This window comes from Rhodobacteraceae bacterium S2214 (genome assembly GCA_025141675.1).
GTDB lineage: Bacteria > Pseudomonadota > Alphaproteobacteria > Rhodobacterales > Rhodobacteraceae > Yoonia.
This window is the reverse complement of sequence record CP081161.1, coordinates 186,660-203,281: the sequence shown is the minus strand read 5'-3', so window position 1 is coordinate 203,281 and position 16,622 is coordinate 186,660. Positions and strand designations below refer to the sequence as shown.

Genomic DNA, 16,622 nt, shown 5'->3' with positions numbered 1-16,622 from the left:
CCATGGGCGGCATTCCCCACGACCATTACGAACCAAAGACGGAATTCGAAAAGGGCCTTGATAAGCGCTTGCCAATTGTAGGCTTGCTGCACGGCACTTTGATGATCCCGACTCCGAAAAACCTGAACTGGATGTGGATTTGGGGCATTGTCCTGACATTTACATTGGCGCTGCAGATCATCACCGGCATCGTGCTGGTTATGCACTACACGCCACACGTTGATATGGCGTTTGCGTCTATCGAACACATTATGCGTGACGTGAATGGCGGACATATGATCCGTTATTTCCACATGAACGGCGCGTCGCTGTTCTTTGTGGCTGTTTACGCCCACATTTTCCGCGGACTTTACTACGGGTCTTACAAGGCACCACGTGAAGTCACATGGATCATCGGTATGCTCATCTATCTTTTGATGATGGGGACTGCGTTCATGGGCTACGTTCTGCCATGGGGCCAGATGTCGTTCCACGGTACCGCCGTTATCACAGGCCTGTTTGGGGCGATCCCGTTCATCGGTGAAAGCATCCAGACATGGTTGTTGGGTGCTGGCGCCGTTGGCCAACCTGCGCTGAACCGCTTCTTCTCACTGCACTATTTGATGCCGTTCATCATTGCCGGTCTCGTGATCCTGCACATCTGGGCGTTCCACACGACAGGCAACAACAACCCAACTGGTGTTGAGGTACGTCGGACATCAAAAGAAGACGCACAAAAAGACACGCTGCCATTCTGGCCATACTTCGTGATCAAAGATTTGTTCGCGCTGGCTGTGATCTTGGTCGTGTTCATGGCGGTCGTTGGCTTCATGCCGAACTACTTGGGCCACCCTGACAACTACATCCCTGCGAACCCGCTTGCGACACCTGCACACATCGTTCCAGAATGGTACTTCTTGCCATTCTACGCGATCCTGCGGGCCTTCACTGCAGACGTTTGGGTTGTTCAGATTGTTCAGTTCCTGAGCTTTGGCATCATTGATGCGAAATTCTTCGGTGTTCTGGCGATGTTTGGTGCGATTGCTGTCATGGCGCTGGCACCTTGGTTAGACACATCTTCTGTCCGGTCAGGTCGGTACCGTCCGATGTTCAAATGGTGGTTCGCGCTGCTGGTTGCCGACTTCATCTTGTTGATGTGGGTTGGTGCGCGTCCGGCTGAATTCCCGTATGACTGGATTTCTTTGATCGCCTCTACTTACTGGTTTGCCTACTTCCTCGTTATCCTGCCATTGCTCGGCGTGATCGAGAAGCCAGACACACCACCGGCGACTATCGAAGAAGACTTCAACGCGCACTACCCGGCCAAAGGCACTGATGGTGCCACACAGCCGGCAGAGTGAGGAAAGATACAATGACTATGTTCCGTAAACTCACCCTTTCAGCCGTTGCTGCCGTGTCCCTTCTGGGGACACAAGCGGCGGCTGCCGGATCCGAAGTGCACATTCATGATGTTGATTTTTCATTCGATGGCATGTTCGGGTCTTTCGACCAGATGCAACTTCAGCGTGGTCTGCAGATCTACACAGAGATTTGTTCGTCATGCCACGGTCTTGAACATGTAGCGATCCGCACACTTGGCGACGAAGGCGGTCCTGCACTGCCCGAGGATCAGGTTTTTGCCTACGCTGAATTCTACGAGGTCTTTGACCCTGCATTGTTCGACGGCGAAGGCGATTTCCGCACAGCCACACCAGCTGACAAATTCCCAGCTGTGACATCAGCAAACGCGCCCGACCTGTCCTTGATGGCAAAAGCGCGCGCTGGTTTCCACGGTCCATATGGCACGGGCCTTGCCCAGTTGTGGTACGGCATGGGTGGCGCTGAATACATCACAGCGCTGCTGTCCGGCTACGAAGAAGAACCAGAATGTGCTGCTGATGCGAACATGGATGGTTACTACAACACGGCGTTCGCGTCCGGTGGTTTCCCAGCAAGCTGCATCGATGAAAAAGGCAAGCACATGGTGCCTGGATCATGGATCGGCATGGCACAGCCAATCTACGGCGGCGACATCGATTTTGCTGACGGCCATTCCAACGACATCCACCACATGTCCGAAGACGTCGCAGCGTTCCTGATGTGGACTGCTGAACCAAAGATGATGGCGCGTAAGCAGGCTGGTCTGACCGGCGTGATCTTCCTCGCGATCCTGTCTGTACTTCTTTACCTCACAAACAAGCGTTTGTGGGCACCACACAAGCACAAAGACTGATATCGTCTTGAACCATTTCGAAGGGCCCGCCAGTTTGGCGGGCCTTTTGCGTTTCGGGTGCTAGCCCAGATAGGCTGTTAATGCCGCTGGTGGATCGTCGAAAATCCGTTGTCCGTCGACGGGTGGGTGGGCTTTGCCATCAGCCACCAGCACCACACGATCCGCGATACGTCGTGCATCGTCCGGATCATGCGTCACCATGACAATGGATTTGCCAGCCGCAGCCAACGTCGTTGTGACCAATTCCAGCATCTCGTCTTTTAGTGCAGGGCCTAAGGCCGCGAACGGTTCGTCCAGCAAAACCAAAGGTCGATCCGAAACCAGCACACGGGCCAATGCCGCGCGGCTTTGCTGGCCGCCGGACAGCGCGTTCGGCTTGCGTGAACCTAAGTCGGCCAGCCCAACTTGCGTCAGTGTCTTGGCGACCGTCTCTTTTTGAGCGGTTGAAAGCTTTAGGTCGGGCCTAATCCCGAGACCGACGTTCTGTTCAATCGTCAGATGCGGAAATAGATTGTTGTCCTGAAACAACATACTGACGGGGCGTTCACCGGGCGGTTGCTTAGACAAAGATTTATCGTGCCATAGGATGTCGCCTGTGGTCGGTGCGATGAACCCGGCAATTGTTGCCAAAAGTGTAGATTTCCCGCCACCGGACGGACCAATGATCGCGGTGATCCCCGTTGGAAGCGTAAGGTGCGCGGTCAGGTGGAACGTGCCCTGTGTTAACGTCACTTTTTCAAACGTCAGCATCGACGCGCCCTCCACGGTCACAAATCCAAAACAGCAACAAGCTGAGCGCAACTAAGAGCAGCCCAGCACCCGCTGCTGCGTCCATCTGATACGCGCCCATCAGACGGTACATCGCAAGCGGTAAGGTCGCGCCGTTTTCATCCGCGAATAAGGCGATCACTCCCAAATCTCCCATCGACAATGCGGCCGCGAGGCCAAGCGCAAAGCCTAGTGGCCTGCGTATGCGGGGCAATATGATCAGACGTAACCGTGTCCAGCCCGTGACGTTCAACTGGTCCATCAACCGGCCGTAGTCGGCGACAACGCCATCAACGGCAGGTGCAATGGAGCGCAGCGCAAATGGCAATGCCAGCGTCGCGTTGACCAGCGCTGTGACGGGCAAGGCAAGATCGGATGGCCGCCAGAAGGGAAAGACAATTAGGAACAACCCTGTGCCCACGACCAGACCCGACGCAGCAAGAGGCAATACGCCAATGATCGACACGATGCGTCCGCCTTGCAAGGCAAGCGCCAACGCCATCGTGATGCACAAAACCGCAGATGCGAGCGCGACAATCACCGATCGGGTGGCCGCTTGGATAATGCTGAATGGTAATTCTGACAGGCCCATGATCCCGTTGATCACGACCATCGACAGCGGCACGATCAAAAATGCAGCGGCAAGGCCGATCCAAACAAAATCAATGAACCGCGACCCATCCCAACGCTGCACCACACGGTCCAGACCCGCGCCGAAACCATCCACGGCGGTGACCTGCCATGCAACGATGGCGGCGATAGTGCAGATGCCAAACTGGATACAGGCCAGTAGTGCGGCACGCCCAAGGTCGAAATCGAACCGGACAGCTTGATAGATGGCGAGTTCCACTGTCGTTGCCTTCGGCCCACCGCCAAGGGTCAATGCGACCGCGAAACTGGTCAGGCAAATCAGGAAAATGATAAGAAATGTTCCGGGCAAAACGCTGCGCAACATCGGCCATTCCAACAGACGACCGACAGGTGCGTTTAGCGTCGCCGCAAGCCGGAAACGCTCGGACGGGATCGCGAGCCAGCCTTGCAGAATGAACCGCGTCGCGAGTGGCAGGTTAAAGAAAACATGCGCCAGAACCACGCCATGAAAACCGTAGATCGTAAAGGTGGGTAGGCCCAAGGCCTCTAACCCTGCATTCAAAATACCGTTGCGTCCGAAAACTGCGAGCAATCCAAGAACGGCCACGATGACGGGAAGAATAAACGGGGCACCAAGCAGGGTGATCAACGCGCCACGCCCGCGAAACGATTGTCGTGCTAAGGCGCGCGCGACGGGGATCGCGATGATAATGCTGACCAATGCAGATACAAATGCCTGCGATACCGTAAATTTGATCGCGGCCCAATCTGCGGCAGAAAGGCCAGTGCCCACTTCGGCCCGCATCGCAACTGCGATCAACGTGCCAAGCGTCAGCACCAGCACCAACATCCCCGCCATGACAGCGGGGATGCGCGTGATTATTGGGACAGCGCTGCGCGCCATTCGGCCAATGCCTCTTCACGGACAGCAAGCGCATCTTCCGGTGTTTTCAGCAAAGATGTGGCTGGCGCGATCAATGTGTTGAAACCGTCTGGCAGACCATCCGCAGGTGTGGCGGCTGGGTACATCCAGTTGGTTGTTGGGATGATGGATTGGAACGCGTCTGACACCATGAATTCCAAGAACTGGTCAGCCAATTCTGGCACATCGGTGCCGGCCACTTTGCCAGCGACTTCGACCTGCATGTAATGGCCGTCACTGAATTCCCATGCGACCTTGCTATCGTCTTCTTCGGCGATCAGGTGGTAGGCCGGTGATGTGGTGTAGGACAACACGGCATCCGCTTCGCCATCAAGGAACAGACCGTAGGCTTCAGACCAACCGGGTGTCACGGTGACAATGTTGTCAGCGATCGCGTCCCAGAATTGTGGGGCTTCGTCGCCGTAGACTTCTTTCGCCCACATCAGTAGACCAAGGCCCGGTGTGGATGACCGAGGGTCTTGGATCACGACCTTGATGTCGCTCTCGGCCAATTCACGCAGTGACGTTGGTGCGTCCGCGTCGGCGTTGCCCACAAAAGCGAAATAGCCCCAGTCGAAAGGCATGAATTCCGTATCAGTCCAGCCCAATGGCAGTGTCAGGTCAGCCGTGATGCCGTGCGGTGCAAACAGACCTGTCTCACGGGCTGCGGCTGTCAGGTTTGTATCCAGTCCGAGCACGATATCGGCTTCGGTCCGTGGTCCTTCCAGCTGCAAACGTGCCAGCAATGCAGCGCCGTCACCAGCCCCGACAAATTCCAGATCACATGCGCAGATTTCTTCAAACGCCGCTTCCACCGCAGGGCCGGGGCCCCATTCGCTGGTGAAGCTGTCGTAGGTGAGAACAGACAATTTCGGGGTCTCTGCCGTGGCTGCAGTCGCCAAGCAAAGTCCCGCAACAGCTGTCAGATAAGTGGTTTTGAACATCGTATCCTCCAAATGCGACGGGCGGATTGGGGGATAGCGTGCGTGCTAAACCTTCCCTCCGCCGGTCTTAACCGGTTCAGGTTCAACGGGTCAGCTTGCGCAATCTCAGCCGTATTGGCCCCCCGAGGTAGGGCGTTGGTAGGATGCTTTATGGGGAAGGGCAAGGGTAGCGGTTAACGCGTGTTAACGACTAGCCATCGTTTCGAGCGTTTGTGATCCACGTGATCAGCGTTTCGCGGGCGTCGGCGTCCATCTGGATCGCGTTGGGTGGCGGCATGGCGTGTGAAACGCCAGCGTGTAGGTAAATCTGGGTTGCGTGTTTGGCGACGTCCGCTTGCGTTTCAAGGTACACGCCTTTGGGTGCCCAGCGGATGCCATCCCAGAACGGTTCGCGCGCGTGGCACATCGAACAATTGCCAAGCACGGTGTTGTAGGCCTCGTCGAACCCTTCGGCAGACGCATAATGCTGTTCATAGGGCGTCATCGCGCGGGCTTCGGCTTGTTCGATGGTTTCTGTCGACCTGACTGATGACAGCCAAGCGATAATCAGCATCAGCAAGACGGTGACCGCCCAGGTCCAGTTTGGACCAGCACCCGTGGCGTGCATCGTGTTGAAATAGTGTCGGATCGTAACGCCGGTCAGGAAAATCAGGCTTGCGATGATCCACGCGTATTCAGTCCCGAACGCCAGCGGGTAGTGGTTCGACAACATCAAGAACACGACTGGCAAAGTCAGGTAGTTGTTATGTGTCGACCGCAGCTTTGCGATCTTTCCATATTTTGCATCTGGCGTGCGCCCCGCTTTCAGGTCTGCGACAACGATGCGTTGGTTCGGCATGATCTGGAAGAAAACGTTTCCGGTCATGATCGACGCGGTGAAAGCGCCAAGATGCAGTAACGCAGCGCGCCCTGTGAATATCTGGTTATACCCCCACGCCATCACAACGAGGATGACAAACAGCAACACCATCAACGTGGTTGGTTGTTCGCCAAGCTTGGATTTGCACAAGAAATCATAGGCCAACCAACCGATGGTCAGTGATCCGCCAGAAATCAGGATACCCTGCCACAACGTCAGATCAGCCTTGGTCGGATCGAGCAGGAATAACTCGCCACCGACCCAATAGACGATCATCAAAAGGGCGGCACCGGATACCCACGTGATGTAGCTTTGCCATTTATGCCATATCAGGTGTTCGGGCATGTTCGGGGGTGCAACGAGGTATTTCTGAATGTGATAAAAACCGCCGCCATGTACCTGCCATTCTTCGCCGTGCACCCCGTCAGGCATGTTCGGTGCTTTCTTTAGGCCAAGATCAAGCGCAATGAAAAAGAATGATGCGCCGATCCACGCCATGGCCGTGATCACGTGCAGCCAGCGGACGGAAAACGCGATCCAGTCCCAAAGAATTGCCATGTCGTACATTAGGGTCCCCGCCGTGCCGTGTATAAAGTGTGGCCACACTAGGCCGCTTGTGATTGTTCTGCTATTGCTTGGAATGGCCAAACAGCATCAAAAAATCCAGAACAATGTCATACCTCGATAATATCCGAACTTTTGTGCGCGTCTACGAACTGGGCAGTATGTCTGCTGCTGGGCGTGATTTGCGGATATCGCCTGCTGTGACATCAGCGCGGATATCGCAACTTGAGGAAAAATTAGGCGTTCGATTGTTCCAGCGGACCACGCGCAGCCTGACCGCGACCGAACAAGGCCAAGCGTTCTATGGTGGGGCCTGCGAGGTACTAGAGGCCGTCGATGCAGCCGAAGCGAAGGTCGTGAACATCACTGATCAACCGCGCGGATCGCTGTATGTTGCCGTGCCGTTGGGCATTGGGAAACGCTTGATCGCGCCTCTTATTCCCGGTTTTTTAGAAGAATATCCTGACGTGCAGGTCAGGTTGCGGTTGACGGACCGGACGGTTGATCTGACGACGGAAGGGCTGGATCTGGCGTTTTTCATGGGCCAACCGATGGACAGCAATCTCAGAATGCGCAAAATCGCGGATGTGGAACGCGTACTTTGCGCCGCGCCCGATTACATTGCGGCCCGTGGTCATCCCCAAAACGGCACGGCGCTGATTGCGGACGGCCACGAATGTCTGAACCTGCGCTTTCCGGGCGCGACCGAATTTCAGTGGCGGCTAATGACCCCCGATGGCCCCAAGAAGTTTCAGGTCGCGGGACGTTACGAATGTGACGATGGCGATGTGTTGACCAATTGGGCGCTGGATGGCTGCGGGGTTGCGCTCAAACCGGTATTCGAGGTCGCGGATCACATTGCGGCGGGCCGACTTGTTGTCGTGGCGAATGAGACGCCACCAACGCCTGTGCAGCTGGCCTGCTTGTTCACGCACCGACGCAATCAAGACCCCAAGACACGGCTGTTTATGGACTACGTGATCAGTCGGATCGCACCGATTGTCCGCGCAACCGATTAACTACCGCGATAGGTGCTGTAACCGAACGGGGATAACAGCAGTGGCACGTGATAATGCGATTGCTCTGACATGCCGAACCGGATCGGGATGATATCAAGAAACCGCGGGTCCTCAGCCGGCGTGCCGATCGCATCAAGGTAGGCGCCCGCGTGAAACACCAATTCGTAGGTGCCTGTCGCGAAATCTGCAGCAGGCAAAATCTGGCTGTCTGTGCGTCCGTCATCGTTAGTGGTCAGCGATGTGATGTGCGCTCGCGTGTCACCATCAATGCGGTACAGGTCTATTTTCAGCCCCTGGGCAGGACATCCGCGCGCCGTATCAAGAACGTGAGTTGTCAAAAATCCGGTCATAACAGGTCTTTCCGCTGCAAAAGGTGCCTCTGATGAGGTCGATCTATACGTCAGCCTGCCGCAAGTGCCAAAGGGGACGTGCAAGAGGCAGCTTCATGTTTTATTTGAAAACCAAGCTGATCAGTTTGATTTACAAGGTACCCGCATGATCAAGGAAAACAATGTGAACCGCTACCCCCGTGATATGACTGGTTACGGCGCCGTCCCGCCCGCAGCCAACTGGCCGAATGGGGCCAAGATTGCTGTGCAAATCGTGCTGAATTACGAGGAGGGCGGTGAAAACAACATTCTGCACGGTGATCCCGCGTCAGAGGCGTTTTTGTCCGAAATCACAGGGGCGCAACCTTGGCCGGGGATGCGTCACTGGAACATGGAATCCTTGTACGAATACGGATCGCGTGCCGGTTTCTGGCGTGTGCATCGGATGCTGTCGGATTTGCCCGTCACGGTTTACGGCGTCGCCACTGCGCTTGCACGTGCCCCTGAACAGGTCGCGGCGATGCAGGCCTCTGGTTGGGAAATCGCCAGCCACGGTCTGAAATGGATCGAACACAAAGACATGCCAGAGGATGAAGAACGCGCAGCGATTGCTGAATCCATCCGCTTGCATACCGAAGTCACCGGCACCCCGCCGCGCGGCTGGTACACAGGCCGCTGTTCGAACGATACGGTGCGTTTGGCCGCCGAAACTGGCAAGTTTGCCTATATTGCGGACAGTTACGCCGACGATCTGCCTTACTGGATGGAATTTGGGGATCAAGACCAGTTGATCGTGCCGTACACGATGGATTGCAACGACATGCGGTTCGGCATTCAGGCGGGTTTCACCACGGGTGATCAGTTTGAAAGCTACCTAAAAGACAGTTTCGACGCGCTTTATGCCGAAGGTGCCGCTGGTGCGCCAAAGATGCTGTCGATCGGTTTGCACTGCCGGATCATCGGCCGTCCGGGGCGTGCTGCTGCCCTGCGCCGCGCGATCGCGCATTTTCAGTCGCATGACGGTGTTTGGTTCGCGACGCGTGAACAGATCGCAGATTATTGGGCCGCGACACATCCGCATCAGCGTTTTGCCCGCCCGTCGCAGATGGATCGGGCGACCTTCGTCGCTGAATATGGCGGAATATTTGAACATAGCCCGTGGATTGCCGAAGGTGCGCATGCGTTGGAACTTGGGCCGACGCATGACACCGCACAGGGCGTGCATTCGGCACTTTGCCGCGTGTTCCGCACAGCATCCGATGATCAACGCTTAGGTGTGTTGCGGGCGCACCCAGATCTGGCAGGGAAACTGGCAGCGGCGAAAAAGCTCACCGCAGAAAGCACCGCAGAACAGGCAAGCGCGGGCCTTGATGTGTTGACCGACGACGAACGCGAAATGTTCCAAGACCTGAACGCGCGTTACGTTGAAAAACACGGATTCCCGTTCATCATTGCAGTGGGCGACAATACGAAAGCGACCATCACAGCCGCCTTCAACCGACGTCTTTTCAACGACACGGCAGACGAATTGCAAGAGGCCTGCCGCCAAGTCGAACGCATCGCGCAACTGCGCCTGATCGCGAAGTTCGGCACATGACCGTCCTGCATCTGCAACCGCTGACGGCAGAGGCGTTCGCGCCGTTTGGCGATGTCTTAGAAATAGCTGGTGATCCTGATAAAATCATCAACCAAGGGCTTTGCGGACGGCATCATGACCTCGCCCGGCTCGACTTTGCAGATGGCAAGGCAGGGATCAGCTTGTTTAACGCGCAGGCCCGCAGTTTCCCTATCGCGCTTGATATGATGGAACGTCACCCCGACGGCAGCCAAGCGTTCATCCCGATGACGCATACGCCATTCGTTGTGGTCGTCGCTGCGGACGACAACGGCAAACCGGACCACCCACAGGCGTTTCTGACGCAAGCGGGCCAAGGCTTGAACTACCACCGCAACACATGGCACGGCGTACTGACGCCGATCAGCGCACCAGGGCTATTCGCAGTGGTGGATCGGATCGGCGCAGGGCCGAACCTGCAAGAGCATTGGTTTGAAACAGCGTTTCAAATCGCCCAAAACGCATGACACTTGCGAAAAGAGACCAGCGTCAAGACTGGCAAAACGACCAACAAATAGGGACACAAAACAATGACAGACATAAGATATAGCGATCCAAATGTGACGCCACCCATCGCGCAAGCCATACCGCTCGGCTTACAACACGTGCTTGCGATGTTCGCATCCAACGTGACGCCATCGATTATCGTGGCAGGTGCTGCGGGCCTTGCTTTTGGCGGGCCAGAGCAGATTTATCTGATCCAAATGGCGATGCTTTTTGCTGGTATCGCGACCTTGTTTCAGACTGTCGGGATCGGACCAATTGGTGCGCGACTGCCGATCATGCAGGGCACAAGTTTTGCTTTCGTTGGCGTACTGGCCGGTATCGCCGCGACGATGGGTCTTGGTGTGGCGCTGACAGCCTGTATCATCGGCGGCGTTGTGCATTTCCTTTTGGGGGCAGTTATCGACAAGCTACGTTTCCTGTTTCCACCACTGGTGATCGGGCTCGTTATTCTCGCGATCGGTTTGTACCTCATTCCAGTTGCGATCAAATACGCAGCCGGTGGTGCGGCTGATTTCCAAATGGCGGCTGAAAGCTTTGGGTCGCTGAAACACTGGTCAGTCGCGCTGACAGTGATCGTCGTGTCGCTATTGCTCAAGTTCTACACCAAAGGCGCATTATCCAATGCAGCGATCCTTGTCGGTCTGCTGGCAGGTTACGCCTTGGCATGGGTGCTGGGCATGGTCAGCTTTGGTTCCGTGGCGGGTGCGTCGTGGATCACGTCGATCCAGCCGTTGCCATACGGGTTTGAATTCAACCTAGGCGCAGTGATCGCTGTGACATTGGTGTCAATCGTATCCGCGATTGAAACCGTTGGCGACGCGTCAGCGACGGCCAAAGCAGGCGCACAGCGCGAAGCAACTGACGCGGAAATCGCTGGTGCGACCTATGCAGACGGTCTTGGGACAGCGGTTGCGGGTATCTTTGGTGGCCTGCCAAATACATCCTTCAGCCAGAACGTCGGCATTGTTGGGATGACCGGCATCATGAGCCGTCACGTTGTAACAATTGCAGGGCTGATCATGATCGTTTGTGGTCTGATCCCTAAGGTTGGGGCAGTGATCGCATCCATGCCTCTACCAGTGCTTGGTGGCGGCGTGATCGTGATGTTCGGCATGGTGGCTTCTGCTGGCCTTAACATGCTGACTGACGTCAACATGACACGCCGCAACATGATCATCATCGCGGTATCACTCGCCTTCGGGCTGGGCCTGAACTTGGTGCCAACCGCTGTGCAATATCTGCCAGGCGTCGTGAAGGTCTTGGCAACGTCAGCAGTTGCACCGACGGCATTGATGGCGATTGTCCTAAACCTGATCCTGCCAGAAGAAGAGTAAAGACTAACAAAGCCGGTAAACAAATAAGGCACCTGCAAACGCGGGTGCCTTTTTCATTTGGTCAGCGGGTTAAGGGTTTCAATCCCATGTGCCGGTTCACGTCCTTGTATAGCAGATACCGGAATTTGCCCGGTCCACCCGCATAACACGCTTGCGGGCAGAACGCGCGCAGCCACATGTAATCGCCGGCCTCGACCTCGACCCAATCGGTATTCAGCCGGTAAGCGGCTTTGCCTTCCAACACATACAGCCCGTGTTCCATCACGTGTGTTTCCAAGAATGGAATCACAGCACCGGGTTCAAACGTGACGATAGTCACATGCATGTCGTGGCGCAGATCAGTCGGGTCGACAAAGCGGGTCGTGCCCCATTTGCCGTCTGTGTCCGGCATAATTGTTGGGGCGATGTCGTTTTCGTTCAGGATCAGCACCTCTGGCGCAGGCAAACCGGGGACGGCGTCATAGGCCTTTCTGATCCAATGGAACCGCAAAGTTTTGTCGGATGTGTTCCGCAAACTCCAGTCGCTGGCGGGCGGGATAAAGGCGTATCCGCCTTCGTCTAGCTGATGCATTGCGCCGTTGATCGAAAGCGTGGCTGTCCCTTCTACGACAAACAAAACCCCCTCGGCGCTCGCGTCTGTTTCAGGCGTGTCAGAGCCACCGTTCGGGGCGACTTCCATGATGTAATGCGAAAATGTCTCGGCGAAGCCAGTCATGGGGCGCGCAATTACCCAAAGGCGCGTGTCGTTCCAAAATGGCAGGAAACTGGTCGTGATATCACGCATCGTGCCTTTAGGGATAACAGCGTAGGCGTCTGTAAAAACGGCACGATCCGTCAGAAGCTGAGTCTGCGGAGGATGCCCGCCGGATGGTGCGAAATACGTGTTAGACATGTTATCCCTTTGCGCGGCTTGAACACGACGATTATGCGCGACCCTGCGAGCGTGGGCCAGCGATAACGCGGCAAAGGACTTTACAGATTGTTTTGATAATACGCGGCCTGCGCCGCTGCATCTTTTCCGAACTAAGGAAAATGGTGCCCAGAAGAGGACTCGAACCTCCACGTCCATACAGACACCAGCACCTGAAGCTGGCGCGTCTACCAATTCCGCCATCTGGGCACGGTTGGTAGCGGTGATCTAGTGACCTGCGCGGTGCCTGTCAACGCGATTCGCACGGGTTTTTGCACGAACAGGGCTCTACCACGCGATCCTATCCGCAAAACCCGTTAAAACATGCGAAACCGAACTGCGCCTTTCGTCTTGTCTGCCACGGCTGTCAGGCGTAAACACAGGCGAAATCAATGAAAGGCCAGCCTCATGTCCAAGCTTGTTACCATTTTTGGCGGTTCCGGTTTTGTCGGGCGTTACATCGCATTGCGGTTGGCCAAAGAAGGCTGGCGTGTGCGTGTTGCTGTACGCAATCCTGAACAGGCCGGTTTTGTACGCCCTTACGGCGTGGTTGGTCAGGTCGAACCTGTATTCTGCAACATCCGTGATGACGCAAGCGTTGCGGCTGTGACCCAAGGCGCCGATGCAGTTGTGAACTGCGTAGGTGTGCTGGCCGAGACTGGCAAAAACACCTTCGAAGCTGTCCAAGCGGAAGGCGCCGCGCGCGTGGCGCGGATCGCTGCGGGTATGGGCATTGACCGTATGGTGCATATCTCTGCCATTGGTGCGGACGCCGACGCTGACAGTGAATACGCTAAGACCAAAGCGCAAGGCGAAGCAGGCGTTCTTGAACATATGCCCAACGCGATGATCCTGCGTCCGTCGATTGTGTTCGGTGCAGAAGACGAATTCTTTAACCGGTTCGCCGGCATGTCTCGTTTTGGGCCGATTTTGCCTGTCGTTGGTGCGGACACGAAATTCCAGCCCGTCCATGTGGACGATGTAGCTGCCGCCGCTGTCAAAGGCGTGAATGGCGAAGCGTTCGGCGTGTTTGAACTTGGTGGGCCAGAGGTGAAAACCTTCCGCGAACTGATGCAAGACATGCTTGCTGTCGTGCGCCGCCGCCGTTTGATTCTGAACGTGCCGTTCTTTGTAGCAAAGATCATGGCATCGGTCTTTGGTGTTGGGCAGTTTCTGACGGCCGGCATCGTAAAGGCACCGATCACGAAGGATCAGGTTATCAATCTGGCCGTTGATAATGTCGTGTCTGATGATGCGCAGGGCTTTGATGCGTTGGGGATCCGTCCTGCGACGATGGCGACGATTCTGCCCGATTATCTGTGGCGGTTCCGCCCGTCAGGTCAGTACGACGCTATCAAGGAATCTGCGAAAAACTTGCGGACCTAAAGGTTTGCGCGGCAGGGTAGCGTCACATCAGACACCCCAACGCGCGCCTGTCATGACACCAACCCGTATTACCGTCGCAACTTGAATTCAGTTTCATGGGCCGTTGCCTGATTCTGTTGACGTCGTGATTATCGGTGGCGGTGCTGTTGGTGTTTTTGCGGCTCTGTATTTGGCCGCTCTACTGATGGATCAAAGCTGAATATCGGGCCGAGGCTTTAGCTGTAGGCGATAAAAAGTAGAACCACGCCAAGGATGATCCGGTAAATGACATAGGGTGTGTAGCTGACCGATTGCAGCAGCTTCATCATCAGGAAAAGTGCGGCGAGCGCTGCAATGCAGGACATAGCGGCGACGATAGCGATATCGCCCATCACGCCGGGTGTTCCGATGACATCGAGGCTCAATAGTGCCGCCGAAGCGATGATCGTCGGGATCGACATCAGCATTGCCAGCCGCGCCGCGTCGCGCCGATTATAACCCAGTTGCCGCGCACCTGTAATGGTGATGCCTGACCGCGATGTGCCGGGGATCAATGCGATGCACTGCCACAGCCCCATGATAAACGCGTGCTTTAATGTCCATTCTTCGGCGCTGCGTGTCTCTGCGCCCTTTTGGTCGGCCCAATACAGAACGATACCAAAGATCAGCATCGACCAACCGATCACAGTGATCCCTCGCATCGCGTCAGCCAAACCAGTAACTTTCAAAATCAAGCCGACGGCAATGACAGGAATGGTTCCGATTAACAGGCAAAGGGCCAAAAAGGCACCTTTGGTGTCGATCTTCCCGCGCAGCAGTCGCAACGTACCAAACAGGGCCAGCTTCACGTCCGACCAAAAGTAGATGATGACCGCAATCAGGGTGCCAACATGGGCCGCGACGTCGATGACCTGACCTTGATCATCAAGACCAGTCAGGGACGGAAGAAGGATCAGGTGGCCCGATGAGCTGACAGGTAGAAACTCTGTCAGGCCTTGAATAAGGGCAACGAGGATAAGATTGAACAGCGGCATGTGCGATCCTTGATTCGGTTTCGCGCACCATAGACCCCTTTAAAATCGGGGAAAGAGTCGAATTAGGGTTCATTGCGGACCTAAAAAATCAACAAGACCTCAAAATTATTATCGCTTTGACGTCAAAATCCGATTAATAGGTCAGTAGTGCTGACTTTTCATTTCTGACGCTCCCGCATAAAAGGGCGCTCTAGCCCTTTGACAGGAGGATGCCATGGCCGGCCAAAAGATGCTCAAGTTCGTAAACGTCGAACGCGATATGCCAGAAAAACGCGTACCTAATCTGCGCAACACGGATTTTCAGGAAATCTATGCTGAATTTGCGACGGCCAAAGCCGAAGAGCAAGCAAGTCGCTGTTCCCAGTGTGGCGTCCCTTATTGTCAGTCGCATTGTCCGCTGCACAACAACATTCCCGATTGGCTACGTCTGACTGCTGAGGGTCGCTTGCGAGAAGCCTATGAAGTATCCCAAGCCACAAACACTTTCCCGGAAATCTGTGGTCGCATCTGCCCGCAGGACCGTCTGTGCGAAGGTAACTGTGTGATCGAACAATCTGGCCATGGGACTGTCACCATCGGCGCGGTTGAGAAATACATCACAGACACCGCATTCGAAGAAGGTTGGGTCGCCCCAATCCGTCCGCACATGGAACGCACTGAAAGTGTTGGCATCATCGGCGCGGGTCCGGGTGGTCTTGCTGCCGCTGACATGCTGCGCCGTGAAGGTGTACAGGTCACGGTTTATGATCGGTACGATCGCGGGGGCGGTCTGCTGACTTACGGTATTCCGGGCTTTAAGCTGGAAAAAGACGTTGTGATGAAACGTATGGCGCAGCTCGAAGATGGCGGTGTTGAATTCGTTCTGAACTGCAACGTCGGCGAAGACATCTCATTCGACGCCATCCGCGGCAAGCATGACGCGGTTCTGATCGCGACGGGTGTTTACAAAACGCGCGACCTTGAAGCGCCGGGTTCTGATGCGGACGGCATTGCCGACGCGATTGATTACCTGACCGCCAGCAACCGCAAATCATTCGGCGATGTTGTCGAAGAATTCGAAAGTGGTGAGTTGAACGCCGAAGGCAAACGCGTTGTCGTCATCGGTGGCGGCGATACCGCGATGGACTGTGTCCGCACGGCGATCCGTCAGGGTGCGACATCCGTGAAATGCCTGTACCGTCGTGACAAAGCGAACATGCCCGGATCACAACGCGAAGTGCAAAACGCCGAAGAAGAAGGCGTCGAATTCGTCTGGCTGTCTGCCCCGAACGGTTTCGAAGGTAACACAGTCACAGGCGTGAACGTCCAGAAAATGCGTCTTGGTCAACCCGATGCGACGGGTCGTCAGGTGCCTGAACTGATCGAAGGTGCTGACTACGTCGAAGAAGCTGATCTTGTGATCAAGGCGCTGGGTTTCACACCCGAAGACATTCCCGCCCTGTGGGGCGTTGAAGGTCTGGAAGTCACACGTTGGGGCACGATCAAAGCCGCATTTGAGACGGGCCAAACCAGCCTTGATGGCGTGTTTGCCGCAGGTGACATCGTGCGCGGTGCATCGCTTGTTGTGTGGGCGATCCGTGACGGGCGTGACGCGTCAGCCGCAATCCTACAGTATCTATCCCAAGCCACATCAGTCGCAGCGGAGTAAT

At 55.7% G+C, this 16,622-nt stretch carries 15 protein-coding genes, 1 tRNA gene and 1 riboswitch; of the genes, 8 read left to right on the top strand and 8 right to left on the bottom strand.

Annotation, left to right across the window (positions count from 1 at the left end):
* Positions 1-2: 2 nt before the first annotated feature.
* Both petB and K3729_00965 read left to right on the top strand, forming a co-directional pair.
* Complete coding sequence (petB, locus tag K3729_00970) at positions 3-1,340, top strand: cytochrome b (protein ID UWQ99402.1); 1,338 nt, start codon at positions 3-5, stop codon at positions 1,338-1,340.
* Positions 1,341-1,357: 17 nt separating this feature from the next.
* Positions 1,358-2,212, top strand: coding sequence for a cytochrome c1 (locus K3729_00965; protein ID UWR00892.1), 855 nt, complete (start codon positions 1,358-1,360; stop codon positions 2,210-2,212).
* A 60-nt stretch (positions 2,213-2,272) separates the two neighbouring features.
* Here K3729_00965 and K3729_00960 read toward each other — a convergent pair whose 3' ends face one another.
* From K3729_00960 to K3729_00945, 4 genes are all read right to left on the bottom strand, one after another.
* The gene (locus K3729_00960) at positions 2,273-2,962 is read right to left on the bottom strand and encodes an ATP-binding cassette domain-containing protein (protein UWQ99401.1); all 690 of its coding nucleotides are present in this window, start codon (positions 2,960-2,962) and stop codon (positions 2,273-2,275) included.
* The gene (locus tag K3729_00955) at positions 2,949-4,475 is read right to left on the bottom strand and encodes a thiamine/thiamine pyrophosphate ABC transporter permease ThiP (GenBank protein ID UWQ99400.1); all 1,527 of its coding nucleotides are present in this window, start codon (positions 4,473-4,475) and stop codon (positions 2,949-2,951) included. The genes K3729_00960 and K3729_00955 overlap by 14 nt, the downstream gene beginning before the upstream one ends.
* Positions 4,451-5,437 carry a thiamine ABC transporter substrate binding subunit gene (gene thiB / locus K3729_00950; protein ID UWQ99399.1) on the bottom strand — a complete coding sequence of 329 codons (987 nt, stop codon included), beginning with the start codon at positions 5,435-5,437 and terminating at the stop codon, positions 4,451-4,453. The genes K3729_00955 and thiB overlap by 25 nt, the downstream gene beginning before the upstream one ends.
* A 36-nt stretch (positions 5,438-5,473) precedes the next feature.
* Positions 5,474-5,572, bottom strand: a riboswitch (TPP riboswitch).
* Positions 5,573-5,627: 55 nt separating this feature from the next.
* Positions 5,628-6,863: a urate hydroxylase PuuD gene (locus K3729_00945; GenBank protein ID UWQ99398.1), complete on the bottom strand. Its 1,236-nt coding sequence runs from the start codon at positions 6,861-6,863 to the stop codon at positions 5,628-5,630.
* Positions 6,864-6,967: 104 nt separating this feature from the next.
* Here K3729_00945 and K3729_00940 point away from each other — a divergent pair, with 104 nt between their 5' ends.
* The gene (locus K3729_00940) at positions 6,968-7,879 is read left to right on the top strand and encodes a LysR family transcriptional regulator (protein UWQ99397.1); all 912 of its coding nucleotides are present in this window, start codon (positions 6,968-6,970) and stop codon (positions 7,877-7,879) included.
* Here the strand turns inward: K3729_00940 and uraH are convergent.
* On the bottom strand, positions 7,876-8,229 hold the full coding sequence (gene uraH, locus K3729_00935; protein ID UWQ99396.1) for a hydroxyisourate hydrolase: 354 nt from the start codon (positions 8,227-8,229) through the stop codon (positions 7,876-7,878). The genes K3729_00940 and uraH overlap by 4 nt on opposite strands.
* 184 nt (positions 8,230-8,413) lie before the next feature.
* On the opposite strand from uraH, the gene puuE reads away from it, so the two are divergent.
* The 3 genes from puuE to K3729_00920 all read left to right on the top strand — a co-directional run bounded on the left by puuE (position 8,414) and on the right by K3729_00920 (position 11,664).
* Positions 8,414-9,805 carry an allantoinase PuuE gene (gene puuE, locus K3729_00930; GenBank protein ID UWR00891.1) on the top strand — a complete coding sequence of 464 codons (1,392 nt, stop codon included), beginning with the start codon at positions 8,414-8,416 and terminating at the stop codon, positions 9,803-9,805.
* Positions 9,802-10,290 (top strand): ureidoglycolate lyase, encoded by a 489-nt coding sequence (locus tag K3729_00925; protein UWQ99395.1) that lies wholly within the window; start codon positions 9,802-9,804, stop codon positions 10,288-10,290. The genes puuE and K3729_00925 overlap by 4 nt, the downstream gene beginning before the upstream one ends.
* Positions 10,291-10,353: 63 nt before the next feature.
* Positions 10,354-11,664, top strand: a complete 1,311-nt coding sequence (locus K3729_00920) for a purine permease (GenBank protein UWQ99394.1) — start codon at positions 10,354-10,356, stop codon at positions 11,662-11,664.
* Between the two features lie 61 nt (positions 11,665-11,725).
* Here K3729_00920 and K3729_00915 read toward each other — a convergent pair whose 3' ends face one another.
* Positions 11,726-12,556, bottom strand: coding sequence for a (S)-ureidoglycine aminohydrolase (locus K3729_00915; GenBank protein UWQ99393.1), 831 nt, complete (start codon positions 12,554-12,556; stop codon positions 11,726-11,728).
* A 141-nt stretch (positions 12,557-12,697) separates the two neighbouring features.
* Positions 12,698-12,784 (bottom strand) — tRNA-Leu (locus K3729_00910).
* Between the two features lie 198 nt (positions 12,785-12,982).
* On the opposite strand from K3729_00910, the gene K3729_00905 reads away from it, so the two are divergent.
* Complete coding sequence (locus K3729_00905) at positions 12,983-13,960, top strand: complex I NDUFA9 subunit family protein (protein ID UWQ99392.1); 978 nt, start codon at positions 12,983-12,985, stop codon at positions 13,958-13,960.
* 215 nt (positions 13,961-14,175) lie between these two features.
* Here K3729_00905 and K3729_00900 read toward each other — a convergent pair whose 3' ends face one another.
* Complete coding sequence (locus K3729_00900; GenBank protein UWQ99391.1) at positions 14,176-14,973, bottom strand: undecaprenyl-diphosphate phosphatase; 798 nt, start codon at positions 14,971-14,973, stop codon at positions 14,176-14,178.
* Positions 14,974-15,187: 214 nt separating this feature from the next.
* Here K3729_00900 and K3729_00895 point away from each other — a divergent pair, with 214 nt between their 5' ends.
* Complete coding sequence (locus tag K3729_00895) at positions 15,188-16,621, top strand: NAD(P)-dependent oxidoreductase (GenBank protein UWQ99390.1); 1,434 nt, start codon at positions 15,188-15,190, stop codon at positions 16,619-16,621.
* The last annotated feature ends 1 nt before the right edge of the window (position 16,622 follow it).